Annotated in this window: 22 protein-coding genes; 5 read left to right on the top strand and 17 right to left on the bottom strand. The window is 59.4% G+C overall.

Features of this window, described 5'->3' with window-relative positions; all coding sequences use genetic code 11:
- Window positions 1-15: 15 nt before the first annotated feature.
- The 17 genes from BMX67_RS00455 to BMX67_RS19745 form a co-directional block, all read right to left on the bottom strand.
- The gene (locus BMX67_RS00455; protein ID WP_090731624.1) at window positions 16-1,404 is read right to left on the bottom strand and encodes a site-specific DNA-methyltransferase; all 1,389 of its coding nucleotides are present in this window, start codon (window positions 1,402-1,404) and stop codon (window positions 16-18) included.
- Window positions 1,405-1,569: 165 nt separating this feature from the next.
- Window positions 1,570-1,917, bottom strand: a complete 348-nt coding sequence (locus BMX67_RS00450; protein ID WP_090731623.1) for a hypothetical protein — start codon at window positions 1,915-1,917, stop codon at window positions 1,570-1,572.
- Complete coding sequence (locus tag BMX67_RS00445; protein ID WP_090731621.1) at window positions 1,917-2,324, bottom strand: hypothetical protein; 408 nt, start codon at window positions 2,322-2,324, stop codon at window positions 1,917-1,919. The genes BMX67_RS00450 and BMX67_RS00445 overlap by 1 nt, the downstream gene beginning before the upstream one ends.
- A gap of 11 nt (window positions 2,325-2,335) precedes the next feature.
- Window positions 2,336-3,145: a M15 family metallopeptidase gene (locus BMX67_RS00440; protein WP_090731619.1), complete on the bottom strand. Its 810-nt coding sequence runs from the start codon at window positions 3,143-3,145 to the stop codon at window positions 2,336-2,338.
- A complete protein-coding gene (locus BMX67_RS00435) occupies window positions 3,145-3,624 on the bottom strand; it encodes a hypothetical protein (protein WP_090731618.1) in 480 nt (159 codons plus the stop codon). Before BMX67_RS00435 ends, BMX67_RS00440 begins: the two co-directional genes overlap by 1 nt.
- Window positions 3,617-3,814, bottom strand: coding sequence for a hypothetical protein (locus tag BMX67_RS00430; RefSeq protein ID WP_175479764.1), 198 nt, complete (start codon window positions 3,812-3,814; stop codon window positions 3,617-3,619). Before BMX67_RS00430 ends, BMX67_RS00435 begins: the two co-directional genes overlap by 8 nt.
- A complete protein-coding gene (locus tag BMX67_RS00425; RefSeq protein WP_090731615.1) occupies window positions 3,811-4,050 on the bottom strand; it encodes a hypothetical protein in 240 nt (79 codons plus the stop codon). The genes BMX67_RS00430 and BMX67_RS00425 overlap by 4 nt, the downstream gene beginning before the upstream one ends.
- A 545-nt stretch (window positions 4,051-4,595) precedes the next feature.
- A complete protein-coding gene (locus BMX67_RS00420; RefSeq protein ID WP_139206424.1) occupies window positions 4,596-6,194 on the bottom strand; it encodes a P-loop ATPase, Sll1717 family in 1,599 nt (532 codons plus the stop codon).
- Window positions 6,195-6,686: 492 nt separating this feature from the next.
- Window positions 6,687-8,042: a hypothetical protein gene (locus BMX67_RS19300; RefSeq protein WP_139206422.1), complete on the bottom strand. Its 1,356-nt coding sequence runs from the start codon at window positions 8,040-8,042 to the stop codon at window positions 6,687-6,689.
- 164 nt (window positions 8,043-8,206) lie between these two features.
- A complete protein-coding gene (locus BMX67_RS00415) occupies window positions 8,207-8,566 on the bottom strand; it encodes a hypothetical protein (RefSeq protein ID WP_090731613.1) in 360 nt (119 codons plus the stop codon).
- A gap of 263 nt (window positions 8,567-8,829) precedes the next feature.
- On the bottom strand, window positions 8,830-9,807 hold the full coding sequence (locus tag BMX67_RS00410; protein WP_090731611.1) for an MrcB family domain-containing protein: 978 nt from the start codon (window positions 9,805-9,807) through the stop codon (window positions 8,830-8,832).
- 531 nt (window positions 9,808-10,338) lie between these two features.
- A complete protein-coding gene (locus tag BMX67_RS00400; RefSeq protein ID WP_090731609.1) occupies window positions 10,339-10,893 on the bottom strand; it encodes an MT-A70 family methyltransferase in 555 nt (184 codons plus the stop codon).
- Window positions 10,890-11,336 (bottom strand): VRR-NUC domain-containing protein, encoded by a 447-nt coding sequence (locus tag BMX67_RS00395; protein WP_139206420.1) that lies wholly within the window; start codon window positions 11,334-11,336, stop codon window positions 10,890-10,892. Before BMX67_RS00395 ends, BMX67_RS00400 begins: the two co-directional genes overlap by 4 nt.
- Complete coding sequence (locus BMX67_RS00390; protein WP_090731606.1) at window positions 11,333-11,947, bottom strand: hypothetical protein; 615 nt, start codon at window positions 11,945-11,947, stop codon at window positions 11,333-11,335. Before BMX67_RS00390 ends, BMX67_RS00395 begins: the two co-directional genes overlap by 4 nt.
- Window positions 11,948-11,983: 36 nt before the next feature.
- Window positions 11,984-12,226 (bottom strand): hypothetical protein, encoded by a 243-nt coding sequence (locus tag BMX67_RS00385; protein ID WP_090731604.1) that lies wholly within the window; start codon window positions 12,224-12,226, stop codon window positions 11,984-11,986.
- Window positions 12,226-13,233: a helix-turn-helix domain-containing protein gene (locus tag BMX67_RS19295; RefSeq protein ID WP_175479763.1), complete on the bottom strand. Its 1,008-nt coding sequence runs from the start codon at window positions 13,231-13,233 to the stop codon at window positions 12,226-12,228. Before BMX67_RS19295 ends, BMX67_RS00385 begins: the two co-directional genes overlap by 1 nt.
- Window positions 13,230-13,499: a helix-turn-helix domain-containing protein gene (locus BMX67_RS19745; RefSeq protein ID WP_217645752.1), complete on the bottom strand. Its 270-nt coding sequence runs from the start codon at window positions 13,497-13,499 to the stop codon at window positions 13,230-13,232. The genes BMX67_RS19295 and BMX67_RS19745 overlap by 4 nt, the downstream gene beginning before the upstream one ends.
- 150 nt (window positions 13,500-13,649) lie before the next feature.
- On the opposite strand from BMX67_RS19745, the gene BMX67_RS00375 reads away from it, so the two are divergent.
- The 5 genes from BMX67_RS00375 to BMX67_RS00365 all read left to right on the top strand — a co-directional run bounded on the left by BMX67_RS00375 (window position 13,650) and on the right by BMX67_RS00365 (window position 16,027).
- Window positions 13,650-13,949, top strand: a complete 300-nt coding sequence (locus BMX67_RS00375) for a hypothetical protein (RefSeq protein WP_217645750.1) — start codon at window positions 13,650-13,652, stop codon at window positions 13,947-13,949.
- Window positions 13,950-14,358: 409 nt separating this feature from the next.
- Entirely contained in the window at window positions 14,359-14,532 is a 174-nt protein-coding gene (locus BMX67_RS19465; RefSeq protein WP_175479762.1) for a hypothetical protein, read from the top strand.
- A 232-nt stretch (window positions 14,533-14,764) separates the two neighbouring features.
- Complete coding sequence (locus BMX67_RS19290) at window positions 14,765-15,040, top strand: hypothetical protein (protein WP_139206418.1); 276 nt, start codon at window positions 14,765-14,767, stop codon at window positions 15,038-15,040.
- Window positions 15,037-15,720, top strand: coding sequence for a hypothetical protein (locus BMX67_RS00370; RefSeq protein WP_175479761.1), 684 nt, complete (start codon window positions 15,037-15,039; stop codon window positions 15,718-15,720). Before BMX67_RS19290 ends, BMX67_RS00370 begins: the two co-directional genes overlap by 4 nt.
- Window positions 15,721-15,814: 94 nt before the next feature.
- A complete protein-coding gene (locus BMX67_RS00365) occupies window positions 15,815-16,027 on the top strand; it encodes a helix-turn-helix transcriptional regulator (RefSeq protein WP_090731600.1) in 213 nt (70 codons plus the stop codon).
- The last annotated feature ends 44 nt before the right edge of the window (window positions 16,028-16,071 follow it).

Here is a 16,071-nt window from a genome sequence, read left to right as displayed (position 1 = left end):
CGGGACGCTCTTTGCTCATTTGCACTTCTTCGGCTTGGTCCGACGCTTGCCCGACAGCACCTCGAAACTGTCGCCGCCCGCCTCGAGATGCGCGACCCGGCCTGTCCATTCCTGCCATCGGCGCACGATCACATCACAATAGCCCGGATCGAACTCCATCAGCCGCGCTTTGCGACCGGATTTCTGGCAGGCGATCAGCGTCGAGCCGGACCCCCCGAACAGATCGAGGACCAGATCGCCGCGGCGGCTCGAATTCTTGACCATGGGTAGGATCAGCTCGACCGGCTTCATCGTCGGGTGATCGACCGAGCGACGCGGCTTCTCAGCGGTGACCACCGAGCCGACCAACTCCTCGACCTTCAAATCGGCGCCGGAGATCCGCAAGACAGTCTCGCCGATCTCGATCTGCACCGAACCGTCCTCGCTCACAATGAAGGGCGCGTCGCTGAACTCGTGAACCGTGGTCTGGGCGCGGCCGCCGAACCAGCGATGCGCGGCGCCAGGCTTCCACCCATAAAGGATCGGTTCGTGCCGCCACTGGTAATCCGACCGCCCGAGGACCAGCGCATTTTTGCGCCAGATCAGGCAACCCGACAGCTTCAGCCCGACCTCGCGAAACGCCGCCCGGAAGTTGAGACCCTCGGTATCGGCATGGGCGACATAAATCGCAGCGCCCGGCTTCATCACCGCCCAGGCTGAGGAATAGGCATCGAGCAGGAACTGGCGGAACTGCCCGTCCTCGAGATTGTCGTTGTCGATCTTTCCGGCCTTTGTCTCGTAGGCCACGTTATAGGGCGGATCGGTCCAGACGCAGTCCACCAGATCGCCCGCGCAGAGGGCCTCGACCGCCTCGATCGACGTCGAATCGCCGCACATCACCCGGTGATCCCCGAGGATCCAGACATCACCCGATCGCGACACAGGATCGTCCTTCAAGCCCGGCGCATCATCGTCACCTGTCAGACCTTCGGCATCGACATCGTCCTCGCCCAGCATCAGCGCATCCAGCTCCGACTTGTCAAAGCCGGTCAGCCCGAGGTCGAACCCGAGCTCGGCCAACTCTCCCAGCTCGAGGCGCAGCAGCTCGTTGTCCCAACCGGCCTTCTCGGCCAGTTTGTTGTCGGCCAGCACATAGGCCCGTCGTTGCGCATCGGACAGATGAGACAGCCGGATGCACGGCACCTCGCCGAGCCCCAGCTGACGCGCCGCCATCACCCGGCCATGGCCAGCGATGATATCGCCCTCATCCGAGATCAGGACCGGGTTGGTGAAGCCGAACTCCCGGATCGAGGCCGCAATCTCCGCGACCTGCGTTTCGGAATGCGTGCGGGCATTCCGCGCATAGGGCACGAGGCGATCAAGCGCCAGAACCTCAAGTTTTGCAGGCAATACCGGCTTGTTCACCCGAAGACCCCTTTAGGCAGAAAACGAAACGAAATCGAAAAAACGGCGCAGGCAGAAGTAAATTTCTGCGCAGCGGTCCCACCCACGATGCACCCCCACCGGGAAGGACCCGCGCCGGGGGGCAGTGAGCTGCGCGGATCCATACCGCAAGGGCACAAGCGTGACCTAATCCACCCACCGACGCGCCATGCCCGCGATCAGCGCCACATCGACCGCCAAAAGCCACGCCAGCACCCCCCACCACCAGACCGGCAGCAGCAGCGCGACCAGAATCGCCCCCGAGGCGGCGAAGCCCGCGTCCACCGCACAGTCGATGCGCAGCGCGACAGTCGAGCGATCCTGCGGCAGCTCGATCACCAGCAGGTAAAGCGCAACCGACAGCAGGATCAGCGGGAATGGGTCCGACACCGCGACGGCCAGAACCACCGCGATGTTCGCCCCGATCAGCATGTGGCCCGACTGGTTGCCGCCCCAGGCGAGCGGCTGGCCCGGAAAGTCCGACGCGTCGATCATCAGCGGCCCATCGCCTTCGCCGCCGCCGCGATCACCTCTGCGGCAACATTCTCTCGCAGGATGCCGGCATCCGTGACCCGCTGATCCGCAGCCGCCCGGCCAAGCGCGCCCTCGAGCAGCGTGCCCAGCACCGCAGGCGAAGGCTTTAGCTTGCGCGTGGTCTCGGGCGAGCCGCCCAGAAGATGCTCGAACAGCAGCTCTGCCGCCTCCGATGCCGTCAGCCGTCGCTTGATTGCCGCCGCCGCGACCGAGGCCACGGCTGAGTGGAGGATCGTCATCAGCGCCACTGGCGCTTTGCGGCCGGTCGCACGGCCGATCAGCCAGCCGATCAGCGCCACCGCGAGGCTGGCGGCTGCCAGCACCGCGTCGCCGAATTCCGGCAGGTCCGTCAATTGAGAGTTGTCCATGAAATCCTCCTTCAGAGCCGGGCGAACTGGAAATGCATCCAGTCCTTGCGCCACGCGTATCCGGCCGGGACCGCCCCGGCCTGCATCACGATCTGCCACCAGTCGCGGTATTCAGGCTTCGCGAACCGCGCCCGGTCAGCGCCCCAGCGCAGCTGGTTGTGTTCGGGATCGAGATCAACCGCGATGCCCCAAGCATGCATGGACGTCGCCGTGCCACCCCGCATCGTCCTGTTGGCAAAGCAGCCGCCATAGATATCGAGGCCCATGTCCCGCATGCGCTCGGCACCAAACGTCCGATGTGCCTCGGCGAAGATCCATGTCAGCGGCTCGGCAACCTTCTCGTGGCAATAGAACCGCGAGACGCTCTGCGACTTGTTCCAGGCGATGAGGAACGGGAAGGGCAGCGCCACAACGCCCGCCGTGCAGGCAGGCGCACCGGCCGGGCCGAAGAAGGCGCGCACGTCGCGCTGCAGCGGCCATGCCATCTGCGCAGGGTGTGACCGCGCCCCGGCTTCAGGTGTCGGTGTGCGATCAACGCTGGCATCCGTGCCCGCCCGGTCCGATCGCCACTGCGTCAGGGCCTCGGATGTCTGCGGGCCGGTCAGACCGTCCAGATCCCCGACCGAGTAGCCCTGCGCCTTCAGAATTGCCTGGCCGGCATGCGTCAGCCGCCGCCACGTTGGCCATTCCGCAAAGGATCGGCCGGCATTGCCCTCGATAACCGACGCGCCGCGCATGGTGCCCAGACCAGCATCTCCGTCGATTGGGCCGTTGTAGTAGTTCGCCTCGGCCAAGAGCCGTTGCACATCCGTGACCTGCATCAGCGGTCTCCAAATTTTGTGGGGATGCGCAGCCACCGAAGCGACAGCGCCCTCGGAAGGATGCGGTCGGAATGCGGAAACCACGCGACATTGAGGATATTCCAGCGCGATCGCTCCGAAGGCGGATAGATCGCGTCCAGCTTGGCCCACAGCAGCACCCAGACCCCAAGCGCGGGCAGGCCCTTGCCGAAGATATCAGTGAAACCGCCGAACTCTCGATACAGGACCAGCATGGTCTCCCAATCGCCGATCCGCGCCAACCGGAAGGGCGCCCAGATGGCGCTGTTCACCGCGAGCCCCGCGCAGATGAGAATGATCCCAAGCGCGACCAGCGCCGGGTTGCGATTGCGCGACCAAAGACCAAGCGCAGGCCAGAAGCCCCGCACTCCCAGACAGCAGACCGCGATGACCAGCACGTTGCAGACCAGCGATACCACCGCCGCCACCGGCATCACGGCAATGACCACGCCATCATCCATGGCGATCCTCCTTCTTCTCAAGCAGAAGCGGATCGCCGTTTGCCGCCCCGATAAGCCCCTCGATGTCCTTCGCCAGCGCTTCGATATGGGCGCGGGTTTGTATCGTGCGGGCGATTTGGTGATCCGCGCGCTGCTCGCGTTGGACGGTCGCGGTCCGATCGATCAGCAGCGAGAGCGGCCAGATCATCATGCGACCCTCCGAACCAAGTCCGAACGGAAGCCTTCAAGAACCTTGACCGTTGCCAGCTGCGACGCGTGGGCTTCGCTGGATAGGGTCGTGATCTTGTCCGAAAACCGCGCCGCCTGCCGATCACGGCGCCATTCGGACCAGAAGAACAGCAGCCAGCCGCCAGCCGAAGCTAGCGCCGTGGCGCCTCCTGGTGAGAACGCCGCTTCAATGATCTTTTCAATGGCTTGCTCAAGCATTCCAGACCTCGCAGATGGTCTGGATCATCACCACAGCTGGCGGCGCGCGCCTCTGGCGGTTTCGTGCATGCCAGAAGCGTCAAAGCAGCCGAAGCAACTGATCAGTACGCTTAATCTGGCCGATATGCTCAGGTCGGAATCCGACTCTTACGCTGTTTGCTCTATGTCTATCAGGTATTAGACAGCCCTTCGCCTGTCTGCTTTGAATCACGGCTACTGCCTATGAATTCCGGTCGAGATCATGCGCATGGCTGCATGTAGTGGAACGCCAGGGGCGGGGAGCTGACCTTCGCTGCGATCTGGACGAATGACCGCTACGCGTAGAGAGGTTTCCGCTCTGTACAACGTCTTGACAGATCTCTGAGCAGAAGGCGAGAGGGTGCCAAATGAATTCCCCACCCGGAGGGTCAATTTCTCATGGAAGATGGAATGCTTAATTGTCCATTGCGGCCAAGCCTCTCGCGAGGAGCGGGAATTGGGATCGATGATTGATGCAGGAGGTTGGTTTCATCTCGCAAAATTTAATAGAAGAGCAGCCCACGCATTTAAGTGTTATCCTTCACGCCGGTTACTATCTTACTTGTAAGGCGCAGCGCTCTTCTCAACCCATAATGCACCGCATACTCCTGATATAGTCCGACCTTGGGGTCAAGTTGAGTTGCGGAACGCTCGCGAAATGCCCAATAATCATCGACGCCGTCGAAATCATTCTCGGCCCGCCAACACAGAATGTTTGACGAGTAAAGTATTTGAAGGAATTCATCTGGATCCTCGACTCGTGGATCCAATGCTTCTCGGGATGGTCCACCTTTAACCTTCTTGATGAAGGTGTCGTGGGCGGACAAGAAGTTATCGTAAGTAATAATGTCTAACCTTTGGATTTCACTAAAAAATCTTTCTATTAGATCAAATGTAGAGTCTGAAAAATAGAATCTCGAAAAGTCCTTCACTTCTCCGTAGAGATAGTCGGAAAACAGCTTGAAGGACTTTCTAAACCCAGCTTCGGTGACTAACTCTTCACAATCTGGTTGGCTTTGGCATATATGCAGCGCTCGTATGATGTCTCTTGGCCGAAACCATGAAACCCTCAGAAACTCACGAAAGGATCTATTAACGCTATCTTCTGGGTTTCGAAGTGAATCATGAAGGACATCTTTGCTAACATAGTGATCCCATGCAGCACCTTCTGAAAACGCAACGCCCGATTGGCTTCCGAGAAAATTATCGGCAAGCCGAAATATATCTGACTGTCTATGATGCTGGTAGGTTGTGTCCCAGTTCAATACCACAGAGTTGTCGCTGGCGCGGGCGCTCTGGTTCTGTAAGTTGAGTCGATCAAATATATCCGGTCTGGTTAGAAGTACGATCTTGATCCGTTTCCGGCCTTTCATTCTTGAGAAGACATGCTCGTTCAAGTGGAGGGCAGCGCGGGCAAAAGACCTCAGGATAATAATAAACTTATCGAACGCAATATCATCTGGCTTAATATCGATTTTGTCGACGAAGATCACATGATCTTGACTTATCCTTGCGCTTTTGAACGCTTCTTCAAAATCGGATCGGACATTATTAAGAGGACTCTCCCCTCTTTGGAAAGTTGTTCGTTCACTTGACCCCTCACCACCTGAAATCTTTCCGATATGTTTGTTGGACAGTTCAGCTAATGCGTCAAATTTTTGCATTAGCTCGACGACGACGGGGAACTCAGGTATAAACTTGTTGTCGTAGAAGTCCTGAATGGCCGAATGAAGAGCTTTAAACTTCAGGCTCGACAGAATGCTCTCTTCCTTGGATACGACTATCTCTGCAGTCAGAGCCATAAGTAAGACTTGCCAAAGCTGATCGGCTTGAATGTACTTCAGATGCCCATCATTGCTGAGCTTTCGGAAAGTGTCAAAATCGATTGTTGAAAAATCTACAATTGAGCAATTTTTATCCTTTCTAATGTTGGAAAGGTATTGCGCAATGATAGTCTTCCCGGTCCCTTTCTCTCCAATAATGAAATACTGATCCTGCTCCAGGATTTGCTTGCTGTGATTGTCGTCAAAATAGACTTTACTTAGGGTGTCGAAGTTGTTCTTCTCCTGAAATACGCTTGCGTCATGACACTTCAGAAATAGCTCGTTAAAGTTTTTCGCGGTCATATACCCCCCCCCACAGGTCTCACACACATGAGGTGAGCATCAAGCGATCATGTCAAGACAGATATCGATGTTTATCTTGATGGGCTCGGTGAAAGGGTAGCCAACTACTATGATGCTGACACCGGTCATCCGCTGTGCCTGGTACGAAGGTCCGCATTGGGCCGAGGCTGTGTGGAAACGGGCCGGCAGGTGCTGTCGGCTACTGGTTTGCCCAGTTGCTTACTTTCAGTTACCTTCGACGCCCATCGCGCGCGTTACAGCTTGATGATCCCTTTCAGGCGTGGCGCGACGTCCGCGCTTGGGGCGTGACAGCCTCCGATCAGGCGGCAATGGCCCGCACCAGGCCTTGGATTCCGATCAACGCGATCATCCGCTTGATGTTATAGGCAAGCACATTCAGCGCACATCTCTGTGCGAATATGGGGCCTTCCACTTCCGGAGAGCAATGTTTTCCTAAGATGCCCTACAGCACTAGGCGTACGGGGCTTTCGGCTAATCCCAATAGGCGCCCGACCGTGTTGTGCCCTCATCATCGCAAAGCAAGAGGCGGCTTTGTAAGGGGTCACGTGTTCGATGCTGACCAACTTTGTATGGCGCCATCGTTTCCTCCATCGCGAGCGACTCGTTAGACCGCGTTGTCACCTCAGTTTTGAAGTAATTCCCATATACCCATCTCAATCGCGATCGTCCTTCGAGCAGGCCGGCTGCCTCTCTCCCGTTAATATAATGTCGGCGCAGGTCCGAATCGTAGTGTCCCGAAGACTCCATACCAACATGGATCACTCCAGGACGATCTTGTGGAAGCTGACGTTCTGCATCGATCAGCTTCTTTTTGAAGTGCTTTGCTCGCGCACTGCGCGCAACAGGCGAGGAGCATATCCAGTTCACTAATGATGCATGGTAGATGTGATCAGCATAGGAGGGGCGCTTCTGCGCTCGTCGGCACCGTGCACGTAAGCTGTGGGACCAGTCATGGTCGTGCGCGCCGCCAACAAGCTCCATCATTCGCGTTGATCCGATGAACACGACATCGGTCGAAAGTACTTGGTGGCAGATCGGCCATGCAACTTGCCGAACCACAATGTGTGCGTCTTTATGATCAATAATCCGGGGTTCCCGCACAGGAAGAAATTCCTGCACACAACTTGCGAGGAAGTCGTGAGGATACTCCGCAAGCTCCTTGTTATAGATCACATCTACCACCACCGAATGGCCTGATGCCTCACTCATATCATGGAGGTGCGCTGCGAGCTCACGGCCCTTTTCTATCTCCCGCTTTCCATAGGCAGAGGGCATCATGCGCTTCGCTTCGACTGCCCAGCTCGATCGCCCTTTGTTTACTTCTAGGTCGGGCGTGCGAGGACCGCCTCTCTGCTCTGGAACAAACCTGACAGAGTAACCCCTATCGGCCCACGCACCAGCTACTAGCAGTTCGTAAATAGGGCCCTCAGGTTGAGAGGCGTCGCCATTGACAAACCTGGCTACCCGTTCCTCTACGCCATCCACACCAGCAAGGCGATCACGCAACTGTCCGATGCGCCTTATGTATGGGACTGTCCGTGCCGCCTCATCAGGTGTCCAGAAGCGACGGTCGGTTGCATAGGTTTCAGCTTGCAAGATGTACCATGCAACAGCGTCGCGCGGATCGAAGAGGTAGGTGGAAAGTCCGGTCTCTACCGTTTCACGGTTTTGCTCATAAATCGTTCGGCAGGCGTCGAGACGCGATTCGAGATGCTTTTCTTCCGCCAGTGAGCGAAACCATTCAACGGCATTGGCTGTGTCCGGACAGGTCCAGTTGTGGCCCGTTCGCGGCGCGGTCCAAGCGAGGGTGTCTAGAGCAAGCTTCATCGTGGTGCGGACACCTTTCAAGTGTAATTGACTAAGATCGGCTTCCGAATGGCAGCAATGTTCCGCAAATCAGACTGTGCTTGGTCGATTGCGCCGCGGCAACCACGAACGTCCGGTCAGAAGAAGCTGTACCGCAGCGCCAGCCAAGCATCGAACGGCAGCGACTACTCAGTTTCCTTGCTGGGCCTCTGGCCACCATACGCGTCCAGCACCGACTTGAAGTAGGTCGTCGTTTTGTCGGATTGCGCACCCAAATCGGGCCAGGCGAACGGAAAAGTTCCATCGGTCGCCGACCAGTCGATTTCTATCCAAAGCAGCTTTGCAATAGCTTCGACCTCGGGCGATTCCTTGTCTTCGGGCCAGAGGTCCATGTCCAGCGTTATCCATGCGTCGCCGTCATCATCTACCTTTATGTCGGCGCTCAAAGCAGCAAGCCTCTCTCCCACGTTGCTCGCATCATCCAGCAATGCTGCCCGCAGCAACAACTCGGCCTTCCTTGCGTCCATGTCCATTGTGAGTGCCATGTCTGTCCTCTCCGTTTACATAAGAGATATGCATCGCTTCGTTCGATTGAGAGTGTATACTCTCAAGGTTCGCTCCTGCAGAGTTGCACTGCGGCGACTGTTTTCCCAACAAGCGGCAGCTTCGGGCCTGCCTTGCCTCGCCGTTTCCCACGATAATGTCGATACTGCGCTGCCTCCAGGGTGGGCAGTGAGTCCGTCTTGATCAGGCACCGTCCTTTTGCCGTTGTAAGGAGGGACGCCCTTACGGTGCAAGCGCGTGGTTTTCACCGAGTGAAGTACGCTACATCGCGCGCGATCTTGAAGCGCAGCATTTTCTTCAATTCCATTAGGTCAGATGGCGCACCAATCTTATGGATCATGCGATGGCAGGTTGGGCATAAGACCATGAAATCATTTGGTATCTTATAGCGGCGTGTTTCACCCTCTGCCAGGCCATTAAGCGGCGCGGCGTGATGGACGTCGAGTGGCGCCTCGTGAGCGGGTCCAGCGAAGCCGTAGTCGCGCTTGGGATCGAGGCCGCAGCATTCACAGATGGGCGGCTTCGCCTTTAGCACATCCTTCCGTACCTTCGGCGAACGTTCGATGCGACGGGATAGGATGTAGCGGCGGGTCTCTTCGATATCCTTTCCCCCGGCCTCTTCCTGCATTGCTTCGCTTGGGGTCGTACCGCCACGATTCACCAATGCCTCGTAGGCAAGCAGCATTTGGTACAGGTCCTCAGAAAGCTGAGCATCCGTGAACTCACCGGCCTTATAGATCCTCCCAAAGGAATGCCCAGCCTCATACCCGGACGGAAGGCCGGCCTCGGAGCCAAGATCAATCGAGTCCTCAGAGAAGTGCTTTACATACTCAGGAACGCGGTCTGCCATGTCGCGCGCCCTGCGCTTAAGCACCTCGCGGCCGCGGGACTGTCCGAAATCATTGTAGATTGCCGTAGTCCCTTGGTTCATCGAAAGCGTAATTGTCCGCGCGTCAGGATTGATCAGGTAGACGACGTAAAAGCCTTTCGTTGCCGTCTCGGTAATCAAGGGATCAAAGAATGCAAGCCAGGGAACGGAAGCCCAAACACCTTGGCCGACGCTCGCCTTGACCTTCAGCTCAAACGGCCACAGCATCAGGACCTTCTTCGCCTCTATAGCGATGTCGTGCCGTACAAAGTCACCGAATTTCGATCCCGTGAACGATTTAACGCGTTCATGCGTGTAATCGGCCGCAAGGCGGGACAAATGGTCGGCGAGCATAACATTCCCTCTTTAACTATGCGGGTGAGCCTATCGAGCTCTAGGTTTTCGAACGCGTCCCGGCAAGTTGTTTTCGGTTTTCCACTCACTTGATCAAGCAGATAAATTTCTCGGTTCGACAGAAGGGTCAACTTCCAATGACCGCTGTGCGCTGTATTATCGACCGCACTGTTGATACCGGGATATCCAGCCGCGCCTCGATCTCGCGAGGCGATAGCCCAGCGCGTCGCGCGGTCAGCACTGCATCCTCCTTCGCGCGGCGCTCTACAGCTGACCCATTGGACGGCTGAAGGATGCGACCTCCAAAAGCATCAACCAGTCGCAGAGCCAGTGTCATGCCCAGCACCCTGACCAACATATGATCCACCGGCAGGCGCGCTGGGACATAGACGCAGCGACGCCATGACCGCGATCCGCTCGCGGGCATTGCGTTGATGAGAAGCAAAGCGGCGTCATAGCCGATTACCGCAGCCATCTGGTCGCCTTCCTTGCCCAGCGAGGGGCGGGCCGGTTGAACGTTCCTTGGCGCCATCACAGCCCCCGTGAGGACAGTAGCTTCAGCGCGGTGGCCAGGTTTTCCCGCAGCCGAGAGCTTGCCGTCGATTTGGTCGCCCGGCAGGGGCAGGGCTCGAGCGCCACCCGATAGCCATGCAGGTCCCGCAGCTGGCCCCCGATCACCGAACGAACGGACCGCATCGGTCTCGGTCGACCGATGGTCCCTATCATGAATGGCTCGCCAGCGCAGCGCAGCACATAGCCAGTTCCAAATGCCAGCTTTCCGTACTTGGTCCGCTTTACCCAGTGACCGCCCGTCTTGTTGGCAAACCCCCAAGCTTTCATGACCCCCAGCGCTTGAGCCAGCATCGGATTGGTAGCCCATAGCCAGAGCAGGCAATCGCGCGCCGCGAGCGTGGCCACCGGCAGGGCGGCGATATCGCCCAGCGACATGCAGCGATACTGTCCTCCTGCAGATTTGGCTGTAACGCTCTTGGCTGATCGCGCGGTGAACTGCCACAGAGGGTCCACCATGATCAGATCGAACCCTTCCGCTGGGCGCAGGGCGAGGAACTCGTCCGCTGCACTCATGTCCGCGTCACTCCGCGGCGATCTATCCCCCACGCATCAAGGCAGGCGACCGCCTCGGTCTGGGATCGCACCACCGCCCAGAGGTGGCCGGCCGATGTGGCCGCTTCGCGCAGCTTGCGCTGGGCTTTGGTCTCGCGGCCGCCCTCGGCCTTCACCTCGAAGAACAGCGTGACCGGGCGGCAGGCCAGCACGACCACCACATCCGGAAAGCCGGGCACCATGCCGTTGCGCTTGGCCTTTGCAATTGCCGCGCGGACATCTTCACCGTCCAGCGGGACTTCGTTCGGCGAATGGTGGACGATGGCCCCCGGCAATTCGAAGCGCAGACGGTCGACCACCGCGCGCTGGATCGGCCCCTCAAGGTCGGCCCGGCGTTTAGTGCCGCTCGGCGAACGACCCCGCCGACCCGCACGGCCGCGCCACATCTGGACAGCCTCGGTCACGCGGTCACTGCCCGGCGCAGGCGCTGCTCGCCCGCATAGGCCGACAGGTTGTAGGCGGTCTCGTCCTTGGCGCTGCCGGTCTCCGACCACCACGTCTGCGCCCCCATGGCGCTGATCGCGCGGCCCAGCAGCTCGACGGCATTCTCGGGTAGATCAGGCACAACGATGCCCAACTCGGCCAAATTCCGGCCCAACAGCTCGCTCCACTCGATCGCCAGGGCCATGTCGTCAACGAGGCTTACCTCGAGGGCCTCCGTGGCCGAGGGGAGCGAGAGGCCAAGCCGCGCCGCGATTGCCTCGTCCCACCGGCGCGAGGTTTGCTCGACCAGCTTCGATCCCAGATCGGCCTTCACCGGGCGAACGATATCCCCGATGGCGAATTCGTGCAGATCATGGCAGCGCGCCCAGATCCGGGCCGGGCGCGAGCATTGCAGCTCATCTGCCAGCAGCCCGCAAAGCTCGTGGTGGATATCCAGCGTCAGCGCCGAACGGTTGCCCGAGATGCGACGCATCCGCCGCATGCGCCAGAACATGAACCCGACATCCACGTCCTCGGGCCGAGGGTTGAAGAAATCAGGGACCAGAACCCGCCCCAACAGAACCGCTGCCATTTCGCCTCCTTCACTGTCCGTCGCCCAGCTGCAGCGTCAGCGCCGCGCCGGATCTTTCATTTCATTGAGGGCCCAGCGAAGCGCGCGGGCCTCGCAGATTGCGTCCTCACCCCGCCTCTGGGATGCCGCCCGCAGCGCTTCTGCCACCTGCTCGGCGCACCACATCATCGATTGCCGGGGCACCCCGCGTCCGATCGCGCCGGCGCGTGTCAGGATCACCGATCCGTTCTCGGCGATCCGCGCCCGAACTCGACCCGCCAGGAATTCGCGATCAGCCATCAGAACGACACCCCGCAGCGCCGCAGATCGGCCTCGGTCACCATTCCCTCGCCAAGCATGAAGCGGGCCAGGCGCTGGCTGACGGCCGACGCCGCGTAGGTGGCACCGGTCTTGATCGGCCCGCGCCAGCGTTCGGCCAGGGCGGGGTAATCGATCTCGCGGCTTTCATCCTGAACGGCCCGGCCCGCTTCCCATTCCTCGCGCCAAGCCCCGGAGGACAGCCAGTTTGCGGGCTTCTTGCCATAGCCCCGCTCGACGTGCCGGCTCCGGGCATATGCCTTCGCGGCATCGACCAGGTCCGAAGCCTTCACCTCGCCAGACTGGACCAGCTTGGCAAACGCGCGTTTCGCTGCCTCGCGCTCGACCGGATCGGGATAGGCAGACCAGAATGTGTCGAAGTCATCAGCCTCACGGGTGCCCCGCGGCTCGTTGCTGGCAAGCCCCGACGATCCGGGGGGCGGCGGATCGACAGCAAACCCAGAATCATTGGATTGATACACCCCCCTTTCACACCCCGAAGGCGCGTTCTTAGGGTTGGTCTTCTTACAGGTTGGTTTTCTTATGGGGACGGATTTACCGCCGGTCGGTTCTACCGGCGGTCGGGTTTTCAGGGGGGCGGTGTCACCGACCGCCGGGTTTTTAGGGGGTCGGTGGTCATTCATTGGCACATCATCTTGCTGCGAACCCTCAGAGCCACCGCCAAATGAACCACCGGTAGGCTCATCGAGGATAACCCACGTGGAACCACAGAGCTGGCCGCCATCGCCCCGGACAGCTTCACGAACGAGGTATCCTGCCTCTTCCAGTTCGGAGAGCATGGCCCGCATTTTGTCGCGTCCGACGCCGCAAATTTCCTGCAGCTTAGGAACCAGAAACACCCAATCATCGGAATAGGTCATCAGCAGAGCGAGCAGCCCGCGTCCTGCGATCGATATTGACGGATCGCGCATCGCCGAATTGGGGATCGCGGCATATTTGCGGTCAGGGCGACGACTGCGCTGCCTCACGCCTCGGCTCCCAGTGTTGCTGCTGAGCGGGCGGTATAGGGAGGGGCCTCATCGGCCGGCAAGAAATCCTCTGCCTTGATACCAAGCTCGAGTCGCCGAGTTTCTTCCAGAAGGGGTCGGATGTGCTCGATAGGGATGCGGCCATCCGTTCCTCCCTTTGACCGCGGCTGCGTCCATTTCCAGACGGCAGACCGGTGGATACCGCGCAGCGACGCCACGCGAGCGACGCCGCCAAGCCGAGAGATGATCAAAAGTGCAGGTTCCATGTTTCTATTAGGTATCCATAATGGAAACATTAAGCAAGCGATTAGGTTTACATCATGGCAACAGACTTTTGTATCGCTACCGGATACACGGCGGGTATGGCCAGACGCCCGACATATCCAACTCCGCCCGCGACGGGAATGAATCAATGGGTGCGCGACGCACTTGCGGCCAGCGATATGACGCAGCAGGCGCTGGCAGATGCGCTGACCGCAAGCGTGGGCCTGGGATCCTACGCAAAGTCGATGGTCAATAAGATGACCAAGGCGAGAAAGGTCTCGATGGACGAGGCGCGTGCGATCTCTGCGATCACTGGTTACCCTCTGCCACCTTCAGCCGACGATGAGGATCTGGCGGCGCAGATCAGAAATCTCGATCCCGCAGATCAGCAGATGGTTCGCAGCCTGATCGATCGCCTTCATGCGCAGAAGATAAGCTCTTCACCAGAGTAAGAAGCGCCGCCTTCACCTCGCAATCGAGGTCGGTGATCTTGCGCACGAGCGCATGATCTTGTTCGGTGCAGAGCACTCGCTTCGTCATGAAAAAATTCCTCCGTCAAGGCGTCTCGTTTTGGGCGAAGCCACGGATTTAACGACAACCAAGGCGTGTACTAGGTTGCGATCGCAATCGGCGAATGAGGTGCGCCCGGCCTCCCTTCAGAGCTCTTGATCTGACATTGTTTCCATAATCGCAACAAGTCTCTTGCTATTAGTATCCATAATGGATACCAATCTGGGTGGGAGGCAACCTCATGCGACGTCTCGGGATCGAAAAAAGACACCTTCTGGCAATGATTGCCATCGGCACGGGCTGGCCACTGGCCGCAAAGGCTGTGGCCCATTTCATCCAGGCGGCAAATTGATGGCTTGCTGCTCTGACCGGCGCGACACCGATCGGGCCATGATCATCGACTTCATCCACTACGAGCCCACGGCCGTGGATGCCGCAGCCCAGCGACTGGCCAGCTCGGCCGACTGCTACGAGCGCGCGCTTGGCCTTGAATGGCTGAAAATGCGCGAGAGGGAGGCGGTATGACGTTTGATCGCATTGAGCGCGCCCTTGCCACTCCCGCCCTAATTTTTCTCACCGCCGCCGCCATCGCGACTCCGCTTGCGATGCTGCGCGCTATTTGAACGGAGCAGACCATGGACGAGTATCGACACGTCTTCCGAGCCGCCCAGGCACCCGCGCCGCGGCGTGCGGCCTACGGCGGCACAGTAATCTGCGTTCTATTCGGCATCGTGATCGCCGCGGGAGGGCTCATCGCATGGCTCGTCTAAGCCCGCGCAGCCATACGGCAGCATATCTCATCTGGTGCGACTGCAAGGATTACGGCTGGGAGCGCACAGTCCCGGAGATCGCGCAAAGCGTCGATATGCAGGTGAACCGGGTCAGCCGGATCCTTGCCCTGAAGCAATGGCAGGGACGCGTCCGTAAATCGGATCGCTATGACGGCCTGATCCCGACCATGACGCGCAACGACGACGACGCAGCGATCCTATCCATGGGCGCTCTGCCGCGCTCGATGATGGCCGCTGGATGATGCGTGCGATGAAAGTCCTGATCGGCTGCGAAACATCAGGCGTGATGCGCGGAGCGTTTGATGCGCTTGGGCACGATGTCTGGTCCTGCGACCTGCTCCCGGCCGAGGATGGCAGCAATCGCCACATCAGATCTGATATCCGCGAGCTGCTGAACGAGGGCTGGGATCTGCTGGCCGTCATGCATCCGCCTTGCACGCGGCTTTGCCGCTCTGGTCGGCGCTGGATGAGCGGGCCGGGCAAATGGACACCGCCGAAGCAACTCCCGAAGGGCAGGACAATCGAGGACTTGCGCGCCGAGTTCGAGGAAGGCGTGAGCCTGTTCATCGACTGTTGGCGCGCGCCGATCGAGCGGGTCGCCATCGAGAACCCAGAAATGAATGATCTTGCCAAGGACCGGATGCCGGCGGATCTGCCCGCGCCTCAGATCGTGCAGCCGTTCTGGTTCGGTGAGCCGGCCTACAAGGCCACGGGCTTCTATCTGCGCGGGCTTCCAAGGCTCACGGCCACCGATCGACTGCCCGAACCCGAAAGGGGCAGCGACGAGTGGAAGGCGTGGAACGCCATCCATCGCACACCGCCAGGGCCGGATCGCTGGAAGATCCGCAGCCGGACCTTCGAGGGCGTGGCCGAGGCCTGCGCGGCGCAATGGTCGCCATATGCAATGGAGCAAGCAGCATGAAGGCCATGTGGGCAGACGATCTCGCAGCGCGCGGAATCGACATCGATAGCTACCAGATCACCCCGGAAAAGAGCGCATAAGGAGCGTGCCTACCATGAAACAGAACAAGCCACTCTACATCCGCCCCAGCGCCGTCCAGGCCGTGTTCGGCATCAGCCGATCGACGCTTTACCGAATGGCAAAAGAAGGCACGATCAAGATCTACAAGCGCGCGCCCGGCAGCTCGGCCAGCTTCGTTAAGGTTGCTGACCTGGAGGCCTGCATCACAGGTGAAGACAGAACTGCGTCTGGTTTTGGTCAAGGCTGAATAAGAGGCGTTGATGATCGCGCCTGATCGAATCGCCCTCGCTC

It is taken from the genome of Paracoccus homiensis, assembly GCF_900111675.1.
In the GTDB taxonomy this organism is placed as follows: domain Bacteria; phylum Pseudomonadota; class Alphaproteobacteria; order Rhodobacterales; family Rhodobacteraceae; genus Paracoccus; species Paracoccus homiensis.
This window is presented reverse-complemented; position numbering and strand designations above follow the sequence as displayed.